At 62.9% G+C, this 19085-nt stretch carries 17 protein-coding genes; 9 read left to right on the top strand and 8 right to left on the bottom strand.

The annotated features are described in order from the left end of the window. Nucleotides 1–26: 26 nt before the first annotated feature. Nucleotides 27–785 (bottom strand): SDR family oxidoreductase, encoded by a 759-nt coding sequence (locus tag CXQ81_RS25960; RefSeq protein WP_101338936.1) that lies wholly within the window; start codon nucleotides 783–785, stop codon nucleotides 27–29. A gap of 161 nt (nucleotides 786–946) precedes the next feature. Here CXQ81_RS25960 and CXQ81_RS25955 point away from each other — a divergent pair, with 161 nt between their 5' ends. From CXQ81_RS25955 to groL, 4 genes are all read left to right on the top strand, one after another. Next, nucleotides 947–1678 (top strand): HugZ family protein, encoded by a 732-nt coding sequence (locus CXQ81_RS25955; RefSeq protein ID WP_053262439.1) that lies wholly within the window; start codon nucleotides 947–949, stop codon nucleotides 1676–1678. A gap of 66 nt (nucleotides 1679–1744) precedes the next feature. Continuing rightward, on the top strand, nucleotides 1745–2221 hold the full coding sequence (locus tag CXQ81_RS25950) for an FxsA family protein (RefSeq protein ID WP_009045354.1): 477 nt from the start codon (nucleotides 1745–1747) through the stop codon (nucleotides 2219–2221). 253 nt (nucleotides 2222–2474) lie between these two features. Next, the gene (locus tag CXQ81_RS25945) at nucleotides 2475–2768 is read left to right on the top strand and encodes a co-chaperone GroES (protein WP_007932704.1); all 294 of its coding nucleotides are present in this window, start codon (nucleotides 2475–2477) and stop codon (nucleotides 2766–2768) included. Between the two features lie 49 nt (nucleotides 2769–2817). After that, a complete protein-coding gene (gene groL / locus CXQ81_RS25940; protein ID WP_007932705.1) occupies nucleotides 2818–4461 on the top strand; it encodes a chaperonin GroEL in 1644 nt (547 codons plus the stop codon). A 152-nt stretch (nucleotides 4462–4613) separates the two neighbouring features. Here the strand turns inward: groL and CXQ81_RS25935 are convergent, their stop codons facing one another. Continuing rightward, the gene (locus CXQ81_RS25935) at nucleotides 4614–5357 is read right to left on the bottom strand and encodes a phosphatase PAP2 family protein (protein WP_007932711.1); all 744 of its coding nucleotides are present in this window, start codon (nucleotides 5355–5357) and stop codon (nucleotides 4614–4616) included. A gap of 219 nt (nucleotides 5358–5576) precedes the next feature. Between CXQ81_RS25935 and colR the strand changes: the two genes are divergently transcribed. From colR to CXQ81_RS31575, 5 genes are all read left to right on the top strand, one after another. Then, complete coding sequence (gene colR / locus CXQ81_RS25930; RefSeq protein ID WP_009050537.1) at nucleotides 5577–6260, top strand: two-component system response regulator ColR; 684 nt, start codon at nucleotides 5577–5579, stop codon at nucleotides 6258–6260. After that, a complete protein-coding gene (locus CXQ81_RS25925) occupies nucleotides 6250–7530 on the top strand; it encodes a HAMP domain-containing sensor histidine kinase (protein WP_101338935.1) in 1281 nt (426 codons plus the stop codon). Before colR ends, CXQ81_RS25925 begins: the two co-directional genes overlap by 11 nt. A 189-nt stretch (nucleotides 7531–7719) precedes the next feature. Further along, entirely contained in the window at nucleotides 7720–8400 is a 681-nt protein-coding gene (locus CXQ81_RS25920; protein ID WP_101338934.1) for a class I SAM-dependent methyltransferase, read from the top strand. 4 nt (nucleotides 8401–8404) lie between these two features. Continuing rightward, a complete protein-coding gene (locus CXQ81_RS25915) occupies nucleotides 8405–9118 on the top strand; it encodes a lipopolysaccharide kinase InaA family protein (protein ID WP_101338933.1) in 714 nt (237 codons plus the stop codon). Nucleotides 9119–9120: 2 nt separating this feature from the next. Continuing rightward, nucleotides 9121–9348, top strand: coding sequence for a hypothetical protein (locus tag CXQ81_RS31575; RefSeq protein WP_037004964.1), 228 nt, complete (start codon nucleotides 9121–9123; stop codon nucleotides 9346–9348). Between the two features lie 59 nt (nucleotides 9349–9407). On the opposite strand, the gene CXQ81_RS25905 is transcribed toward CXQ81_RS31575, so the two are convergent. The 6 genes from CXQ81_RS25905 to CXQ81_RS25880 form a co-directional block, all read right to left on the bottom strand. Beyond that, entirely contained in the window at nucleotides 9408–12431 is a 3024-nt protein-coding gene (locus tag CXQ81_RS25905) for a multidrug efflux RND transporter permease subunit (RefSeq protein ID WP_101338932.1), read from the bottom strand. 13 nt (nucleotides 12432–12444) lie between these two features. Continuing rightward, a complete protein-coding gene (locus tag CXQ81_RS25900) occupies nucleotides 12445–13596 on the bottom strand; it encodes an efflux RND transporter periplasmic adaptor subunit (RefSeq protein WP_101338931.1) in 1152 nt (383 codons plus the stop codon). Between the two features lie 136 nt (nucleotides 13597–13732). After that, the gene (locus CXQ81_RS25895; protein ID WP_101338930.1) at nucleotides 13733–14830 is read right to left on the bottom strand and encodes a DUF1513 domain-containing protein; all 1098 of its coding nucleotides are present in this window, start codon (nucleotides 14828–14830) and stop codon (nucleotides 13733–13735) included. A 2-nt stretch (nucleotides 14831–14832) separates the two neighbouring features. Further along, on the bottom strand, nucleotides 14833–15897 hold the full coding sequence (locus CXQ81_RS25890; RefSeq protein ID WP_053262432.1) for an imelysin family protein: 1065 nt from the start codon (nucleotides 15895–15897) through the stop codon (nucleotides 14833–14835). A gap of 30 nt (nucleotides 15898–15927) precedes the next feature. Then, the gene (locus CXQ81_RS25885; protein ID WP_101338929.1) at nucleotides 15928–17355 is read right to left on the bottom strand and encodes a di-heme oxidoredictase family protein; all 1428 of its coding nucleotides are present in this window, start codon (nucleotides 17353–17355) and stop codon (nucleotides 15928–15930) included. Nucleotides 17356–17667: 312 nt separating this feature from the next. Beyond that, nucleotides 17668–19011, bottom strand: coding sequence for an imelysin family protein (locus CXQ81_RS25880; protein ID WP_007929763.1), 1344 nt, complete (start codon nucleotides 19009–19011; stop codon nucleotides 17668–17670). Between the last annotated feature and the right edge of the window lie 74 nt (nucleotides 19012–19085).

Genomic DNA, 19085 nt, shown 5'->3' with positions numbered 1-19085 from the left:
TTTTTATGGATGTTTTATGAGCGGGCTCAGATCCGCAGGCCGCCGTCCAGCTCGAGAATCCGGCCGGTGTAATAGTCGTTCTCGAAGATGTAGGCCGCCGAATGAGCGATTTCTTCCGGCTTGCCCATGCGCTTGAGCGGGATGCCGGAGGTCATTCTTTCCAGGGCTTCGGGTTTCATGCCCAGGGTCATTTCGGTTTCGATGAAGCCCGGTGCGATGCCGGCCACGCGGATGCCGTAGCGCGCCAGTTCCTTGGCCCAGGTCACGGTCGCCGCGGCGACCCCGGCCTTGGCCGCGGAGTAGTTGGTCTGGCCGATATTGCCGGCGCGGGAAATCGACGAGATGTTGATGATCGCGCCACTGGTTTTCAGCTCGACCATCTTCGCCGCGACTTCGCGGGTGCAGAGGAACACGCCGGTCAGGTTGACGTCGATCACCGACTGCCACTGGGCCAGGCTCATCTTGCTCATTTCGCCGTCCTTGACCTTGAGCAGCAGGCCGTCGCGCAGGATGCCGGCGTTGTTGATCAGGCCGTGAATGGCGCCGAAGTCTGCGGCGACCTGGGCGACCATGTGTTCCACCTGCTCTTCATGGGCAACGTTGCACAGGTAGGCGCGGGCTTCGACTCCCGCCGCCTGGCAGGCGGCAACGGCCTGGTCGAGTTTCTCCTGGTTCAGGTCGACCAGCGCGAGCCTGGCGCCTTTGCTGGCGAAATACTCCGCCATGGAGCGGCCCAGACCCTGGCAACCGCCGGTGATAATGATTACTTTGTCATTGAGTTGCATTCGCATGCTCCGAAAGCAGAACTGGAGTGGTGTCCTTCAAGGCGCCTCTCTTGTGCGTCGGGCATGGCCTGGCTGCAGATTGAGAATTGCGCGATGGCGTGCTGGAACTTTGTTCCAGGCGCCCGTCCGTTTTAGACGGATTCTATATAAGGAGTCATAAATTGAGCGTTGAAGCTGCGAAGCATGCACGAGAATTACTGCTCAAGGAATACCGTGGCGTGCTGTCGACGCACTCCAAGGCCATGCCGGGTTTTCCCTTTGGTTCGGTGGTTCCTTATTGCCTGGACGAGCAGGGGCAGCCGCTGATCCTGATCAGCCGCATTGCCCAGCACACCCATAACCTGCAGAAGGATCCCAAGTGTTCGCTGCTGGTGGGCGAGCGCGAAGCTGAGGACGTCCAGGCCGTGGGGCGCCTGACCTATCTGGCCGAAGCCGAAAAGCTCGAAGACGCCGCGGCGATCGAGGCGGCCGCCGAACGTTACTACCGGTATTTCCCGGAGTCGCAGAACTACCACAAGGCCCACGATTTCGATTTCTGGCGGCTCAAGCCGGTACGTCATCGCTACATCGGCGGCTTTGGCGCGATCCACTGGATCGACCAGGTGACGCTGGCCAACCCGTTCGCCGGCAAGGCCGAGCTGAGCATGGTCGAGCACATGAACAGCGATCACGCCAAGGCGATCGCCCATTACGTGGACCTGGCCGGCCTGCCGAAAACTGCTGCGGCGCAACTGGCCGGCATCGATACCGAGGGCATGCACCTGCGGATCGGCCAGGGGGTGTACTGGCTGCCGTTCCCAAGCCCTTGTAATACGCCGACACAAGTACGCGAGGCCTTGGTTTTTCTGGCTCACGCCGAGCAATGGCCGAAAAATGCCGGGGCCGAGGCTTGAATTCACGAATTGCCGACGTCATCTAGGGTCTACTGGAAGGCATTCTTCCGTAGAGGAAACCATTTGATGCGCCCTTTTCTGTTGCTCTTTCTGCTGTTCCCGGTGCTAGAGCTGTTCGTCTTCGTCAAAGTCAGCGGTGCGATCGGGTTTTTCCCGGCACTGCTGCTGATCATCCTGGGCTCGATGCTGGGTGTGCTGGTCCTGCGCGTCGCGGGGCTGGCCACGGCATTGCGTGCCCGTGAAAGCCTGAACCGCGGCGAGCTGCCGGCCCAGACCATGCTCGAAGGCCTGATGCTGGCCCTGGCGGGCGGCCTGTTGATCCTGCCTGGTTTCATCAGCGACATCTTCGGCCTGTTCATGCTGTTGCCGATCACCCGTCGCCTGCTGGCCAACAAGATGCGCCAGCGTGCCGAAGAACAGGCCATTCGTCAGCGTGCCTTTGCCGACGACATGCAGGCTGCCCGTGGCGGACCCGCGCCGCAGCGCCCTCTGGGGCGTGAGCCGAATGTGATCGAAGGCGAGTTCGAGCACCGCGATTCCTGAGTCTCTCAATGATCGACACGGCACCTTCGGGTGCCGTGTTCGTTTTGCCCGACTGAAAATCTAAAAAAATTCACTGGGCAGCCCTTGTAATAAGCATATGCGCCCACATGTATCGGTCACCGCAAGGTTTCTGGTGGCGACACCAGACAGACTTCCGCGTCTCGCTCGTCGAGCCGCAACCGGCCACGCCGGATTTGTTAACCCGCCGGTAACGACACCGGCCGCTGAAAACCATAATTAGGAGAGATCGACAATGAAGCTTCGTCCTCTGCATGACCGCGTCGTTATCCGTCGCAGCGAAGAAGAGAAGAAAACCGCTGGCGGTATCGTTCTGCCAGGTTCGGCTGCTGAAAAAGCCAACACCGGTGAAGTTCTTGCTGTAGGTCCAGGCCGCGCTCTGGAAAACGGTGAAGTACGTGCGCTGGCCGTGAAAGTGGGTGACAAGGTTGTGTTCGGCCCTTACTCCGGCAGCAACACTGTGAAGGTAGACGGCGAAGACCTGCTGGTAATGGCTGAGAACGAAATTCTCGCCGTTATCGAAGGCTGATTACCCGCTCATTTTCCCGTTACTACAAAGTATTTAAGGAATATCGATCATGGCTGCTAAAGAAGTTAAATTCGGCGACTCCGCCCGCAAGAAAATGCTCACCGGCGTTAACGTCCTGGCTGACGCGGTAAAAGCGACCCTGGGCCCGAAAGGCCGTAACGTGATCATCGAGAAGAGCTTCGGCGCTCCGACCATCACCAAGGACGGCGTTTCCGTCGCCAAAGAAATCGAGCTGAAAGATCGCTTCGAAAACATGGGCGCGCAGCTGGTAAAAGACGTTGCTTCCCGTGCCAACGATGACGCCGGCGACGGTACCACCACCGCCACCGTACTGGCTCAGTCGATCGTCAACGAAGGCCTGAAAGCCGTCGCTGCCGGCATGAACCCGATGGACCTGAAACGCGGCATCGACAAGGCGACCATCGCCATCGTCAAAGAGCTCAAAGGTCTGTCCAAGCCATGCGCCGATTCCAAGGCCATCGCTCAGGTCGGCACCATCTCCGCCAACTCCGACAACTCCATCGGCGACATCATTGCCGAAGCCATGGAAAAAGTCGGTAAAGAAGGCGTGATCACCGTTGAAGAAGGCTCGGGCCTGGAAAACGAACTGTCTGTCGTTGAAGGCATGCAGTTCGACCGTGGCTACCTGTCCCCTTACTTCATCAACAAGCCGGACACCATGGTCGCCGAGCTGGACGGCCCGCTGATCCTGCTGGTGGACAAGAAGATCTCCAACATCCGCGAAATGCTGCCAGTGCTGGAAGCCGTTGCCAAAGCCGGCCGCCCACTGCTGATCGTGGCTGAAGACGTTGAAGGCGAAGCCCTGGCGACTCTGGTTGTGAACAACATGCGTGGCATCGTCAAAGTCGCTGCCGTCAAGGCACCAGGCTTCGGCGACCGTCGCAAGGCCATGCTGCAGGACATCGCCGTCCTGACCGGCGGTACCGTCATCTCCGAAGAGATCGGCCTGAGCCTGGAAAGCACTACCCTGGAGCACCTGGGTAACGCCAAGCGCGTGATCCTGTCCAAAGAAAACACCACCATCATCGACGGTGCTGGCGTTGAAGCGGACATCCAGGCTCGTGTGACCCAGATCCGTCAACAAGTGGCCGACACTTCGTCCGACTACGACCGTGAAAAACTGCAAGAGCGTCTGGCCAAGCTGTCCGGCGGCGTTGCGGTGATCAAGGTTGGCGCCGGTTCCGAAGTTGAAATGAAAGAGAAGAAAGCCCGCGTTGAAGACGCCCTGCACGCTACCCGTGCAGCCGTTGAAGAAGGCGTGGTACCTGGCGGTGGCGTAGCCCTGATCCGTGCCCTGCAATCGATCAGCGGCCTGAAAGGCGACAACGCCGACCAGGACGTGGGTATCGCTGTTCTGCGTCGCGCTGTCGAAGCACCTCTGCGCCAGATCGTTGCCAACTCCGGCGACGAGCCAAGCGTAGTGGTCGACAAGGTCAAGCAGGGTGAAGGTAACTACGGTTACAACGCTGCTACCAGCGAATACGGCGACATGATCGAAATGGGCATCCTGGACCCAACCAAGGTGACCCGTTCGGCGCTGCAAGCGGCATCCTCCATCGGCGGTCTGATCCTGACCACCGAAGCGGCTGTTGCTGAAATCGTTGAAGACAAGCCTGCAGCTGGCGGCATGCCAGACATGGGCGGCATGGGTGGCATGGGCGGCATGATGTAAGCCAGCCTTACCCCTGTACGAAAAAGCCCCGCCGGCGAAAGCCGGCGGGGCTTTTTTATGGGTGGGCGTTTTTGCCTGGGCCATCGCCGCGAGCAAGCGTGCTCCTACAGGTGTGCGTGGTTTTGTAGGGAGGGCTCGCTCGTGAAAAGACCTCAGGCCTTCACCGGCTCCACCTCCATCGCCGGATCGGCCTTGGCTGCCGGTCGATAGAGAATGAAGTAGTACGCCCCCAGGCAGATCAGCCAGCAGAAGATCGCGGTCCAGACGTTGTGGGAGAAGAAGTGCGCGCCCTGCAGCATGCGCCCGACCGAGAACACGGTGCCGAGGGCAAAGGCGAATACCAGCGCCTTGCGCGCCAGGCGCGGGCGGCGATCACGCAGGACAAAAAACAGCGCGAACAGGGTGAAACCGGTAGCGGCATGGCCGCCTGGCCAGCAGCGACCAGGCTTGTCGGTCGCTGGCCGGGGGCTGAGCAGTTCGCTGTAGGTTTCCTTGCCGCCGAACTCTTTCAGGCTCCACGGGCACTGCACGGCGGTGACCGCCTTGACCGGGGTGACAAAGGCGGTGGCCAGGCCCAGGGACAGCACCAGGCAACCCAGTTCGCGCTTGAACGGCTTGAGACGCTGGACGAAGAAGGCGCCGATGAAGCCGACAATGGCCAGCACTGAAAAGACGATGACCAGCTGCTTGGCCCGGTCATGCAGGATATTTTCCAGGAAATAACTGTGGCCGCCGATGAAACCGCCAGCGGCGGGGTCATAAAAGTACCGGGCCAGGTCCATGTCCAGGGTAGTCAGTTCAAGCAGCAGCAGGATGACGGCAGCCAGGGCGGGTATGCCCAGGCAGATCCACCAGTTCAGCGCTCTGGAGGCGGGGCGGGCGAGGGTCAAAGCCATGGAAAGTCCTTCGAAGGAAGCGTTGCGGTCGCGGGTTCCCGCGGAGTCTGGAGCGGCCCTTGTCGTCAGCGTGTGAACCCTGGGTGAAAAACTCGTCAAGGCCCTGGAACCCTGCGGCGGCATTCGCCGCGGGGGCTTGAACAACCCTAGCCGTCAGCCACGCTTGGCCTTAAGCTGCGCGAGCCAAGACGGCCGTAACTGTGTGCGGAGAGAGTGCCCATGCGAATTCTACTGGTTGAAGACAACCGCGATATTCTGGCCAACCTGGCCGACTACCTGGGGCTTAAAGGCTACACCGTGGACTGCGCCCAGGACGGTCTGTCGGGCCTGCACCTGGCCGCCACCGAACATTACGACCTGATCGTGCTCGACATCATGCTGCCGGGTATCGACGGTTACACCCTGTGCAAGCGTCTGCGCGAAGATGCCCGCCGCGATACGCCGGTGATCATGCTCACCGCCCGCGATCAACTGGACGATCGCCTGCAAGGCTTCAAGTCCGGGGCCGACGATTACCTGGTCAAGCCCTTTGCCTTGTCCGAGCTGGCCGCGCGGGTCGAGGCGGTCATGCGCCGGACCCAGGGCGGCGGGCGCCGGGCCCTGCAGGTCGGCGACCTGAGTTATGACCTCGACACCCTGGAGGTCACCCGCGAAGGGCGCCTGCTCAAGCTCAACCCGGTGGGGCTCAAGTTGCTGGCGGTGCTGATGCAGAAGAGCCCCCATGTGCTGCGCCGGGAAATTCTCGAAGAGGCGCTGTGGGGCGACGACTGCCCGGACAGCGACAGCCTGCGCAGCCATGTCCACCAATTGCGCCAGGTGATCGACAAGCCGTTCGGCAAACCGTTGCTGCATACCGTGCACGGTGTCGGTTACCGCCTGGCCGAGGGTCGTGATGGAGTTTAAGCAAAGCCTTTCCCAGCGGATCATCATCGCCTTTGCGCTGATGAGCGCGCTGGTCGCTGGAGCCTTCGCCCTGGGTATCGTGGCGACGGTGCACCTGGTGGAAGAGAAGCTGATTTCCGCGGGCCTGGGGGGTGACCTTCAGCGTCTGCTGTTGATGGACAACGTTTCCGACTGGAGCCACCGTCCCGAGCCGGACCAGCTGTTTTATTTCAGCGGCGGGCGCGGCGATTTCGAGCTGCCCAAGGATCTGCGGCATCTGGATCCGGGCTTTCATGAGGTCTTCCGCGAACAGCTGTCGTATCACGCCATGGTCGAAGTGGTCGACGGTCGACGCTATGTGCTGCTGCAGGACCAGAGCGATTTCGAAGAGCGCGAACGGGTGCTCTTCGCGGTGGTGCTGGTGGGCTTTGTGCTGAGCCTGGCCTTGGCAGTGTTCCTCGGCTGGGTGCTGGCGCGTCGGGTCATGGCGCCGGTGGTAAGGCTGGCGCGGCAGGTGCGCCATCGCGACCAGTTGCTGGGGCTGGCGCCACCATTGGCACCGGACTACGCGGCCGACGAAGTGGGGGAACTGGCGGTGGCCTTCGACGCCACCCTGGGGCGCTTGCGCCAGGCCCTGAACCGCGAGCGCCTGTTCACCAGCGATGTCAGCCACGAACTGCGTACGCCGCTGATGGTGCTGGCCAGTTCCTGCGAGTTGTTGCTGGAAAACCCGGCGATCGATCAGCGCGGTCGGGCGCAGGTCGAGCGTATCGCCCGGGCATGCGGCGAAATGCGCGAGCTGGTCCAGACCTTCCTGATGCTGGCCCGCGCCCAGCGCGAAGACGGCGGCATGTCGCCCCAGGCAACCTTGAGCCAGGTGGCCGAGGACCTGATGGGCCTGTGGGGCGGACCGATCCGGCAAAAGGGCCTGGAGCTGATCTTCGACGCCGGCCAGCCGCTGGACACCCGCTATAACGCCACCTTTTTGCACGCGGTGATGGGCAACCTGCTGCGCAATGCCTTGCATTACACCGAGCACGGCTTCATTCGCTTGAGCCTTGAGCCGAGCGGCTTTGTGGTCGAGGACAGCGGTGTGGGCATTCCCGAGGAGAAACGCGAGGCGATGTTCGAGCCTTTCGTGCGCGGCAACGAGAAGCGCGGCGAGGGCCTGGGCCTGGGCCTGTCGCTGGTGCAGCGGATCTGCGAGGACCAGGGCTGGAGCGTCAGCCTCAGCACCATGGAGCCCAACGGCTGCCGGTTTCATGTCGAGTTGAACCGCCGCACGGTATGATGGGTCTCCATGACTGCTGCGTGGGTCGTCACGGGAATTTCCCCGGTTGATGGCCCCAGGCCACTTATGGGAGCCTGTAAAACTCTGAAATATTTCCACTCTGGACCGGACGAAGTTTTCACAAAGACATGACCTGACGCTGACAAGCCGCTGCCTAAGGTGGGGCCATCAGATTCAGGAGACTGTGTGATGGCGACCCCGATCAAGCTGGAATTTTCCGAGAAGTACGACGAACAGCACGCTCAGGAGTATCTGCTCAAGCATCAGGATGGCGTCGCTCGCCGTCTGTCCCACAAGCGCGACGAGCAGTTGGCGCGTGCGGCGCTGGCCATGGCCGGAGAGCCGGGGCTGGTGCTTGACCTGCCCTGTGGTACCGGGCGTTTCTGGCCGTTGCTGGCGGAGAAACCCAACCGCGTGATCATCGGTGCGGACAATTCCGCGGCGATGTTGAAGATCGCCACGGTGGCGCAACCGGCCGACGTGGTGAAACGGGTACAACCCTTGCAGACGTCTGCCTTCGACATCGACTTGCCGGATAACGCCGTTGACAGCATTTTCTGCATGCGGCTGCTGCACCACATTGGCGAGTCGTCCCATCGCCTGGCTCTGCTCCAGGAGTTCCAGCGGGTTACCCGGGACAGCGTGATCGTTTCACTGTGGGTCGATGGCAATTTCAAGGCCTGGAAACGCAAGCGCATGGAAGTGCGGCGCAAGGAGGAATCCGGGCAGGAAGGTTACCAGAACCGTTTTGTGTTACCGGCTGCCACGGTTGAAGAAGAATTCAAGCAGGCCGGGTTTCGCGTTCAGGATCATCTGGACTTTTTTCCGCTCTACGCCATGTGGCGAGTCTACGTATTACGCAAGAGGTAACAGGATGGCCGTTGAATGTGCACCGGAAATGGAAGTCGCTGCTGCAGACCGTTTCGACTACTTCTGGAGTCAACAGGGGGAGTGGGTCGAAGAGCCCAATCAGCGTCGCGGCGGGGAAAGTGGCGTCCAACGTCTTCCGGGCACTGACGGGCGTGTGCTGTATGCCAAGCGCCAGGTCGGCCATATCTATCGCAGCTGGTTGCACCCCTTCGGCCGCCCCACGGTGCTGCGCGAACAGGATGCGCTCAAGGGCCTGAGCCAGCTCAACGTGGCGGTGCCGCACCTGGTGTTCTGCGGTGCGCAGCGTGACTCCCAGGGCCAGTGGCGTGCGTTGCTGGTGACCGAGGCGCTGGACGGCTTCGTGGAAATCGACCACTGGTATGCCGCTGGCGAGCGCGAGCGCCACGGCGAGGCCCTGCACGAGCGTGTGCTCAAGGAACTGGCGGCCACGCTGGCGCGCATGCACCGGGGCCGCTGGCAGCATGGCTGCCTGTATAGCAAGCATGTGTTCGTGCGGGTCACGGGTGAGGGCGAAGCGGCGAAGGTGGATATCGCGCTGCTGGACTTCGAGAAATGCCGCCAGCGCCTGACCGCTAAACGGGCCGCCGCCCATGACATCAAACAATTGCGGCGCCACTCGTCGTGGAGCACCACGGACTGGGACAAACTCTACTATTTTTATAGGACGGCGTTTGGCAGCGCTATCAAAGGCTTATAGTGATGAAGCTCGAAATTGCACGAGGTTTGTTTTTAGTAGGAGCCTTGGCAGTTGCATCCTTGGCGGTGGCTGCATGGGAGCAGCCACGCATGGAAGTCCTCAGTACGGCGCAGGGTGATGCGCATTGTCCGTTGCCACGGGTCGTCAAGACGACCCAGGGAGCCCAGCCCGATCGTGACCTGTTGTTGTTCATGTTCGGCCTGACTCAGGGAATGAGGCCACAGAGTTGAAGACCATCAAGCCCGATAAAAAGGCCTCGCATCGCGAGGCCTTTTTTATTGCGCGTCCTTCACTTGTCCGGCCTGGCCAGCAGGGTGTAGATGCAGGGCAGCACGAACAGGGTGAACAAGGTACCGATCGACATCCCCGTGGCGATCACCGTGCCGATGTCGAACCGGCTGACCGCGCCGGCACCGGTGGCCAGGATCAGCGGCACCATGCCGAAGACCATCGCCGCGGTGGTCATCAAGACCGGCCGCAGGCGAATGGCCGCGGCGGCTTCCACGGCCTCGCGCGGCGTCAGTCCCTGGTCCTTGCGCAGCTGGTTGGCGAACTCGACGATCAGGATCCCGTGCTTGCTGATCAGGCCGATCAGGGTCACCAGCCCGACCTGGGTATAGATGTTCATGCTCGACCAGCCGAGAAACAGTGGGATCAAGGCCCCGCAGATCGACAGCGGCACCGTCACCAGGATCACCACCGGATCGCGGAAACTCTCGAACTGCGCCGCCAGCACCAGGAAAATGATCGCCAGCGCCAGGCCAAAGGTCACCCACAGCGCGCTGCCTTCCTGGACGAACTGTCGTGACGCCCCGGCATAGTCGAAGGCGTAGCCTGGTGGGGTCTCTTCCTCGGCGATCTGGCGCACGGTATCGATCGCTTCACCCATGCTCACGACCGGGAATCCGGAAATGGTCGCGGCGTTGAGTTGCTGGAACTGGTTGAGCTGCCGAGGCCGGGCCCGATCGTGGACGCTGATCAGCGTCGACAGCGGCAGCGCCTCGCCCTTGGCGTTTTTCACGTAGTAGTTGTTCAGCCATTCGGGGTTGTCGCGATAAGGTCGTTCGACCTGGGCGATGACCTTGTAGCTGCGTCCCTCGATGGTGAAGCGGTTGATTTCCGCCTCGCCGAGCAAGGTGGCCAGGGTTGCGCCCAGGTCCAGCATCGACACCCCCATTTGCGCGGCCTTGGCGCGGTCGATGTCGACCACCACTTCCGGCTTGTCGAAGGCCAGGTCGATATCGACAAAGGCGAACTTGCCCGACTCCATGGCGCGTTTCTTCACCCGGTCGGACAGTTCCAGCAGCGACTCGTAATCGTTGGGGCTATTGATAATGAAGGCGAACGGCAGCCCTTCGCCGGTGCCCGGCAGGGACGGCAGGTTGAAACCGAAGACCTGCAGCCCGGCGATGCCCGCGAGCCGGGCCTGGACTTCGGGCAGGATCTGCATCTGCGTGCGCTTGCGCTCGTTCCAGGGCTTGAGCAGGAAGCCGCCGATACCCGATTGCACGCCGTTGAAGCCGTTGATCTGGAACGAGGAGTAGTACTCGGGGAACGTCTTGAAGATCTCCAGGAACTCGTCGGTGTAGGCGTTGAGGTAATCCAGGTTGGCCGGCTGGGGTGCGGTGGCCATCATGAAAATGATGCCCTGGTCCTCGTCCGGGGCCAGTTCCGACTTGGTGAAGGTGAGCAGGGCCGGGATCAGGCACAACACGATCAGGGCGAACACCAGGACCACCGGCCGAGTGTTGAGGGTGCCATGCAGCAGGCTCTGGTAGCGGCGCTTGAGGCTTTCGAAAATCAGGTCGAGGCGGTGGGCCAGGCCGCTGGGGTTTTCATCGTGGCGCAGCAGCAGGGCGCACATCATCGGCGACAGGGTCAGGGCGACGATGCCGGAAATCACCACCGCGCCGGCCAGGGTCAGGGCGAACTCCTTGAACAGCGCCCCGGTGAGCCCCTGCAGGAAGCCGATGGGGGCGTAGACCGCCGCCAGGGTGATGGTCATCGACACCACCGGCATGGCGATTTCCCGGGCGCCTTCGAGGGCCGCGTCCAGCGGCGTCTTGCCTTCCTCGATATGGCGGTGGATGTTTTCCACCACCACGATCGCGTCGTCCACCACCAGGCCGATGGCCAGCACCATCGCCAGCAGCGTCAGCAGATTGATCGAGTAGCCCATCAACTGCATGAAGAACATCACGCCGATCATCGACAGCGGAATGGTCACCACCGGGATCACCACCGAACGCAGCGCGCCGAGGAACAGGAACACCACCACGATCACGATCAGCACGGCTTCGAACAGGGTCTTCACCACCTCGTTGATCGAGGCCTGGATGAACAGCGTGGCGTCGTAGGCGATCTCCGACTTGAGGTTGGGCGGCAACTGGGCCTCCAGCTCCGGCATGATCTTGCGCACTTCCTTGATCACGTCCAGCGGGTTGGCGTTGGGGGTTGCCTTGATGCCGATATAGACCGAAGGAATGCCGCCAAAGGAGCTGATGGCGTTGTAGTTCTCCGCGCCCATCTCGACCCGTGCCACGTCGCTGAGCAGCACCCGGCTGTCGCCCTCGGTCCGCAGGGGAATGGCGGCGAAGGCTTCGGCGGATTTCAGTTCGGTGCTGGCGTTGATGCTGGTGACCACGTACTCGCCCTTGATCTCACCGGCCGCGGACAGGAAGTTGTAGCGGCGCACCGCGCTGGTCACGTCGCTGGCGCTCAGGCCGTAGCCGGCGAGCTTGACCGGGTCCAGCCACAGGCGCATGGCGAACACCTGGTTGCCGAGAATCTCGGCCTCGGCCATGCCCGGCAGGGTTGCCAGCTTCGGCTGGATCACCCGCGACAGGTAGTCGGTGATCTGTGGGTTGTTCAGCTCCTGGCTGAAGAAGCTGATGTACATCAGCGCCGAGGCGTCGGCGGCTTCCTTGCTCAGCACCGGGTCCTCGGCGTCCTGGGGCAGCTTGTTCTTCACCTCGTTGGCCTTGGCCAGCAGCTCGGTGAACAGGCGGTCGCTGTTGGCGCCGATACGGGCGTAGACCGAGATCACCGAGAAGTTCTGGCGGCTGACCGAGGTCATGTAGTCGATCCCCTCGGCGCTGGCCAGGCTCTGCTGCATCGGTTGGGTGATATAGCCCTGGATGGTCTCGGCGTTGGCTCCGGGGTAGGCGGTGGTCACCGTGATCAGGGCGTTTTCCATTTGCGGATACTGGCGCAGCGGCAGTTTGCTCCAGGCCTGGAAGCCCAGCAGCACGATCAGCAGGCTGACCACGGTGGCCAGGACCGGACGACGGATGAACGGATCTGTAAAAGCCATAAGGATTCCTTGATCAGTTCGCGCGTGGCTGGCCGCTCTGTTCGGGGGGCAGCATCTTGTCCGGGGTGATGGCGATGTGGGCGCCATGGTCCAGCTTGATTTGCCCGGCGCTCACCACCTGTTCGCCGCTGCTCACGCCCTTGTTGATCAGCACCAGGCCGTTGCGCCGTTCGCCGGTTTCGATGAAGCGCCGCTCGGCGATCAGCACCGGCTGGCCCTTGTCGTCTTTCTCCGGGCTGCCATCAGCGGCCTTTTTCTCGGCCACCACGTACAGCGAGTTACCGTACAGGGTGTAGGTGATGGCGCTCTCCGGTACCACCACCCGGGGCTGGGGATCGGGCAGTAGCACCTGCAGGTTGGTGAACATGCCCGGCAGCAGCTTGCCGTCGGGGTTGGCCAGGGTGGCGCGCACCTGCACGTTGCGCGTGGTGTCTTCGACCTTGGGGTTGATGGCGCTGATGGTGGCGCTGAACTGTTCCGCCGGATAGGCGGAGACCATCACGCTGACCGATTGGCCCAGGGCGATTTTCGGCACGGCCTGTTCCGGGACGAAGAAGTCCACGTACAGGCTGCTGAGGTCTTGCAGGGTGGCGATCACCGTGCCGCTGGCGAGGTAGTCGCCGACATCCACATGGCGAATGCCGATGGTGCCGCTGAAGGGCGCGAGCAGGCGTTTTTTCGCCAGTGCCGCCTTGAGCTGATTGACCGTGGCCTTGTTCTTTTGCAGCACCGCCGACAATCGATCGTATTCGCCGCGGGAAATCGCCTGGCTGCCCACCAGTTGGCTGCCGCGGCCGAAGTCCAGCCGGGACAGGCCCAGGTCGGCCTGGGCGGTTTCCAGCAGGGCGCTTTCCACGTCGCTGTCGAGTTGCAGCAAGGGCTGCCCGGCGCTGACCTTCTGCCCGGACTCGAACCGCAGCTCCTTGACGGTCCCGGCCACTTCCAGGCTGAGGTTGACCCCCTGCAGGGCCTTGAGGGTGCCGACCGTGGGCAGGCGGGTTTGCCACGGTTGTTCGCGAGCCGTGGCCACGGCCACGCTGATCGGCGGCTTGGGCACCGAGAAGAGCTTGACCTGCTGATAGATGGAGAAGGCCTTGTAGCCTGCCAGCAACAGCACGATCAGCAGGACGACACCCAACATGATAAACATGCGGCGACGCAGCATATTCCGGTTCCTTGGAAAACGAAGCTGGGAAAACCAAGCTGATTGCCGAAGACATTACTCCGACTTTTCGGGGGCTTCCAGATGACAATCCGGTCATCCAGAGTCCTGTTTTCCAATCCTGTGTGGCGGCGAAAAACTAGACCAGGTGCAAATGGTTGTCCCAGAGCCCTGCCGGCAAATCCAGGGGTTTTGCCACCAGTTGTTTCTGGCGACAGTCATAGAAGCGGCAACGCCCCTGGCCCGAGGTCACGACAAAACCATCGGCCACCGCACCGACCCCGGCACAGTCCGGCAAGGGCGCGTCCAGGCGCACTTCGGCGCTGTCCAGGTCCCAGATGAAAAAGCGGTTGCCGCGCGGGGCGGTGAGGGCCACCAGGCGCAGTTCGCTGTGCACCGCGACGCTGGCGGTGTAATGCCCCATCGCCTGCAACTGGTGCTCGGCCACCGGGAAGGCCTGGAACGGTTGGCCCGGGCGCTTGATCGCCAGCAGTTGCGACGACTCGTGGGCATCGCCCATGAACTGCTGGCCGGTGACGATGGTGCCGTCGCCGGCGATGCCCATGTGGCGCACGCTGTTCATCTGCTGGGCCAGGGTTTCCTTGCTCAGCAGGTTGCCGTCGCGCTGCATCAGCACCAGGCTCGGCTCCATGGCGTCGAGGTTCATCTCGACGCGGCTTTCCGCTTCGGTGCGAATCCCGCCGTTGGCCACCACCAGGGTTTCGCCGTCCGGCATCCACGACACCTGATGCGGGCCGATGCCGTGGGTCGGGATCTCGCCGCTGTGCACCAGGCGTTCGCCCTCGAACCGGTACACCCCGAGCAGGCCACGACCCGGATCGCTTGTGTCGTTCTCGGTGGCGTACAGCCAGTCGCCGCTCTTGTGGATCACCGCGTGGCCATAGAAGTGCCGGTTCGGCTGCGAGGCCAGGGTTTGCAGGAGGGTGCCGTCGCGCAGGTCGATCAGGTAGCTTTCGGTGCCCGGGCGACGGGCGACGAACAGGGCGATCGGCAGCGTCGGGTGGTTGACGATGTCATGGCAGCGTTGACCGACCCGGGTGGCGAACACTTGCGTGCCGTCCAGGCGATAGCCGACGGCGTAGTGCTTGCCGTCACCATCATCGCGCGCCGAGAGCAGCAGCGGGCCTTGGTCCTTGTGCTTGAACAGCGTCCAGCCACCCAGCGTGACGGCGCTCAGCAGCAGGCTGCCGAGTGCCAGAGCCTGACGTCGCAGCATGATCAGTCACCGTCGTTGGCGTTGAAGCCCAGTTGGATGCCCAGTGCCTTGGCCAGTTCGCCTTCGTGCAGGCGGTGGACGACGTTGAGGCTGTCGTAGATATCGTTCAGTTGCTGGCGGCCGGCGTCGTCGGCCAGCAGCTCGGTCAGCGAACGCTGGGTGCTGGCGAACAGCTTCAGCGAGGCGGTGTAGGCGGCGTCGATCTTGTCGGCCAGCGGCTTCTGCTCGGCCGGCAACAGGCCGCGCAGGCCCTTGTTGTCGACCCCGGCCCAGACGGTCTGGGCTGCGGCGAGGCTGGCTTCCAGGCTCTGCATGGACGATTGGCTGCGCCAGGCGTCGGCCTGGAACGGCTGTGGAATGCCCTTGCTCTGACGGCCCATCGGCGTGCCGAGCTTCTTCTTCAGGGTATCCAGCGCGGTGACCTGGACCCGCAGCAGATCGGCGATGGCCTCATGGGAGTCGGCGTAGCGCTGGTTGGGGAACTTGCTCATCTGCGCGAGCATGCCGTCGCTGGTGTTCCAGCGCGACAGGATCTCTTCGGCGAGCTGCTTCTGGCGTTCGCCAATGGCGCTCAGCAGCGGGCAGTAGCGGGCTTTCTGCTCGCTGTTTGCCATGTCGATCTTGCTGTCGAACAGGATGTATTCGTAGGCCGAGAGGCCTTGTACCACGACGCTGGACTTGGCCAGGGCGGCGGCGTCGATCTGCGGCGTGGCGCTGACCAGCTGTTCGACCTGACGGCCGACCAGGTTCTTCTTGTCCGGCCAGAACTGCACTTGCCAGGAGCGGTTGCCCTCGGCCAGCGGCCCGATCAGCAAGGGTTGCAGTTCGGCCCAGGCTTTCTGCGCGTGCAGGAAGTCGGCACGGGCGGTGTCCAGGCTTTGCTTGCCTTCACAGAAGGCCAGGGCGCTGATCGCCAGCTGGCGGTCGGCTTCGACCCAGCGGCTGTAGGTCGGCAGGATCACCTGTTTGGCGATGGCCGCCGAGGTCACGGCTTGTGGGTCCTGCGGCGAGCAGGCGCCCAGGGCGAGCGCGGCAAGGCTGGTGAACAACAGCTTGGGACGGAACATGTTCGGGCTCCCGTTTCTTGTAAGAAGGCGTTAAAGAGAATTCAGGAATGCCAGCAACGCAGCGCGCTGTTCGGCATTGAAGGATAAAACCTGTCGCTGCGCCGCCTGGGCCTCGCCGCCGTGCCAGAGCACGGCTTCGAGCAGGTTGCGGGCGCGACCGTCATGCAGGAACTGGGTGTGGCCGCTGACCGTTTGCGTCAGGCCGATCCCCCACAACGGCGGCGTGCGCCAGTCGCGGCCGCCGGCCTGGAATTCGCTGCGGTGGTCGGCCAGGCCTTCGCCCATGTCGTGCAGCAGCAGGTCGCTGTAGGGGCGTATCACTTGATTGGCCAGCTCGGGTTCCGCGGCGTCGGCGGCGGTGGTGAATCGGGGGGTATGACAGGACTGGCAGCCGGCCTGGTAGAACAGGTTCTTGCCGGCCAGCACCCGTGGCGAGCCAACCTCGCGCCGCGCCGGCACCCCGAGGTTGCGGCTGTAGAACAGCACCAGGCGCAGGATGTTGTCGCTGACTTCCGGTTCGCCATCCGGCCCGTTGCCGTTGGGGGCTTGCTTGCAGGCGGTCTGGGCGTCGGTGCAGTCATCGAAGGGTCTCAGGCTGGTGGTCAGGCCCATATCACCAGAGAACGCGTGAACATTTTGTTGATTGAGGTTGGGTTGTCCGGCTTTCCAGCCAAAACGCCCGAGTACGGTCTTTTGCTGGGCATCGTCCCAGACCCGGTTCGGCCGTCCGGCAATGCCATTGCCAGCCTTGGCTTGCGCTTGGGCATTGGCCAGGATCGCCGCCTCGGGGATGGCTTCGAGCAGGCCCAGGCCGATCATCGGCGGCGCCACGCGGGCCGAGAAGCGGGTGTCGGGATGCATCGGGCCATAACCGAGCTGAGTGATCTGCAGCTTCGGCTTGCGCAGTTCGACTTCGCTGCCGTCCTTGAAGCGCACGGTCAGCGGCTCGTACTCGACCCGCACCTTGCCTTCCGGGGCGACGCCAGGCACCGCCATGTCCTGAAACTGCCCGCCATACACCGGTTCGGGCACTATGCCCAGCTGCTCGATGACCTTGGCGTAGGCCGGCTCATTGGGGATCGACAGGCGCACCAGCATCGACACGGCATTGTCCGAGTCGGGCGTCGGCGGGTGGCCGCGGCCGTCCTTGATATGGCAGTTCTGGCAGCCGTTGGTGTTGAACAGCGGGCCCAGGCCATCGCGGGCGGTGGTGGTCGAGGGGGCGATCACCCAGGGGCTGCGGAAGAAACTGTTGCCGACGCTGAAGTCCAGGCGCCGGGTCGGCGACAGGTTGGCCGACGGCATGGAAAAGGCGTTCTGGTCGCTCTTGCGCACGGTCGCCTCACCGCCGGAACGCGCTTCGCCCGGCTCGGCCTGGGTAAAACGCGGGGCGTCATCGCAGGCACTCAGGCTCAAGGCCATGAACAGCGCAGACCAGCGAAGCAGCGACGGGGGCATCGGATATCCTGCAGGACGAGCAAAACAAGGGCGCAAAGTCTAACAGGGCAGGGGAGTTTGAATAAGAGGAATTATCGTTCCGCTTGACGTGGGACAACGCAAGCGAAGCCTGCCTGTCCCTGTCCCCTGGCTCTGGTCAGGTCCTGTAGCCGCTGCCGCAGGCTGCGATCGCCACCGAAGGGGGCGCAGGGTTTCAAGATCGCTGAAGGCCTGCGGCCTTATCGCAGCCTGCGGCAGCGGCTACAGGGGCGCGTCATAGACAGGCACAAAAAAGGCGACCCGAAGGTCGCCTTTTCATTCCCGCAACGCTGATCAGAACTCGTGATCGGCGCTGTCCGGGTTCAGGTCGCTGATACCCAGCTTGCCCGCGGCCTGTTCGATCGAACCGGTCTGCTTGACCAGCGCGGCGATGGCGTCACGCACGATCTGGTTGCCCGCGTCGTTGCCGGCGGCGATCAACTGGTCGTAGTGCTCACCCTTGTTGGCGTGATCGACCATGACCTGGATCTTGGCTTCGGTGGCGGCCAGGTCGGCCTTCAATGCGGTGTCGGCGGCCGGGTCGATTTTCGCCACCAGCGACGACAGGCTGGCGCCGGTCAGCTTGGTGCCGTCGACGCGGGTGTATTCGCCCAGGTACACGTTGCGGATGCCCTTGGCATCGTAGAAGTGCGAGTTGTGGGTGTTGTCGCTGAAGCAGTCCTGTTCGTCTTCAGGGGAGTTGGCTTCCAGGGACACCTTCATGCGCTCGCCCGCCAGTTCGCCCAGGGACAGACTGCCCATGCCGAACAGCATTTTGCGCAGGCCGCTTTCAGCCGGTTCCGCTTCCAGGGTGGCGCGGTAGTTGTCGGCCACGTTCGGCTTCCAGTTGCCGACCATTTCTTCCAGGTCGTTGACCAGCAGTTGGGTCACGGCTTTCAGGTAGGCACGGCGACGGTCGTTGTGGCCGCCGGTGGCGCCGGCGCCTTCCAGGTAGTCGGAAGCCGGACGGTTGCCGGCGCCAGGGCCGGTGCCGTTCAGGTCCTGGCCCCAGAGAAGGAATTCGATGGCGTGGTAGCCGGTGGCGACGTTGGCCTCGGAACCGCCCAGCTCGTTGAGGCTGGCGAGTTTTTCCGGGGTGATGTCCTTCACGTCGACCTTGTCTTCGCCGACCTGGACTTCAGTGTTGGCGATGATGTTGGCGGTGGCGCCCGGGTTACCCAGCGCGTGCTCGTAGGACTTGTCGACGTAATCGATCAGGCCTTCGTCCAGCGGCCAGGAGTTCACCTGGCCTTCCCAGTCGTCGACGATGGTGTTGCCGAAGCGGAACACTTCGCTCTGCAGGTAAGGCACGCGAGCCGCGACCCAGGCAGCCTTGGCGGCTTTCAGGGTGTCGGCGTTGGGCTTGGCGAGGAAGGCGTCGATCGCGGTCTGCAGGGTCTTCGCGGTGGATTCGGCATCGCTGTACACGGCGAAGACCATGTCGGCGTAATGCGCGACGACCGCCTTGGCCGCCGCTTCATCGACCTTGCCGGCCGCAGGAGCGGTGGCCGGGGCTGCGGTGCTGGCGGCTGGGGTAGCGGCTTGCGGCGCGGCAGCCTGGTCTTTGCCTTCGCCGCAACCGGCGAGGGAAATAGCGATGGCCAACAGACTGGCGGTAGCCAGAGGCATACGAATCATGGCGAACATCCTGCTTCGAGAGAGGGGTGGAGTGGCGCGGAGGACGCGCAAAACTGCGACATAATGCGAAAGAT

Origin of the sequence: Pseudomonas sp. 09C 129, from assembly GCF_002843625.1 — a bacterium.
GTDB classification, from domain to species: Bacteria; Pseudomonadota; Gammaproteobacteria; order Pseudomonadales; family Pseudomonadaceae; genus Aquipseudomonas; species Aquipseudomonas chlororaphis.
The sequence above is the reverse complement of the archived record's forward strand: the minus strand, read 5'-3'. Positions and strand labels throughout refer to the sequence as shown.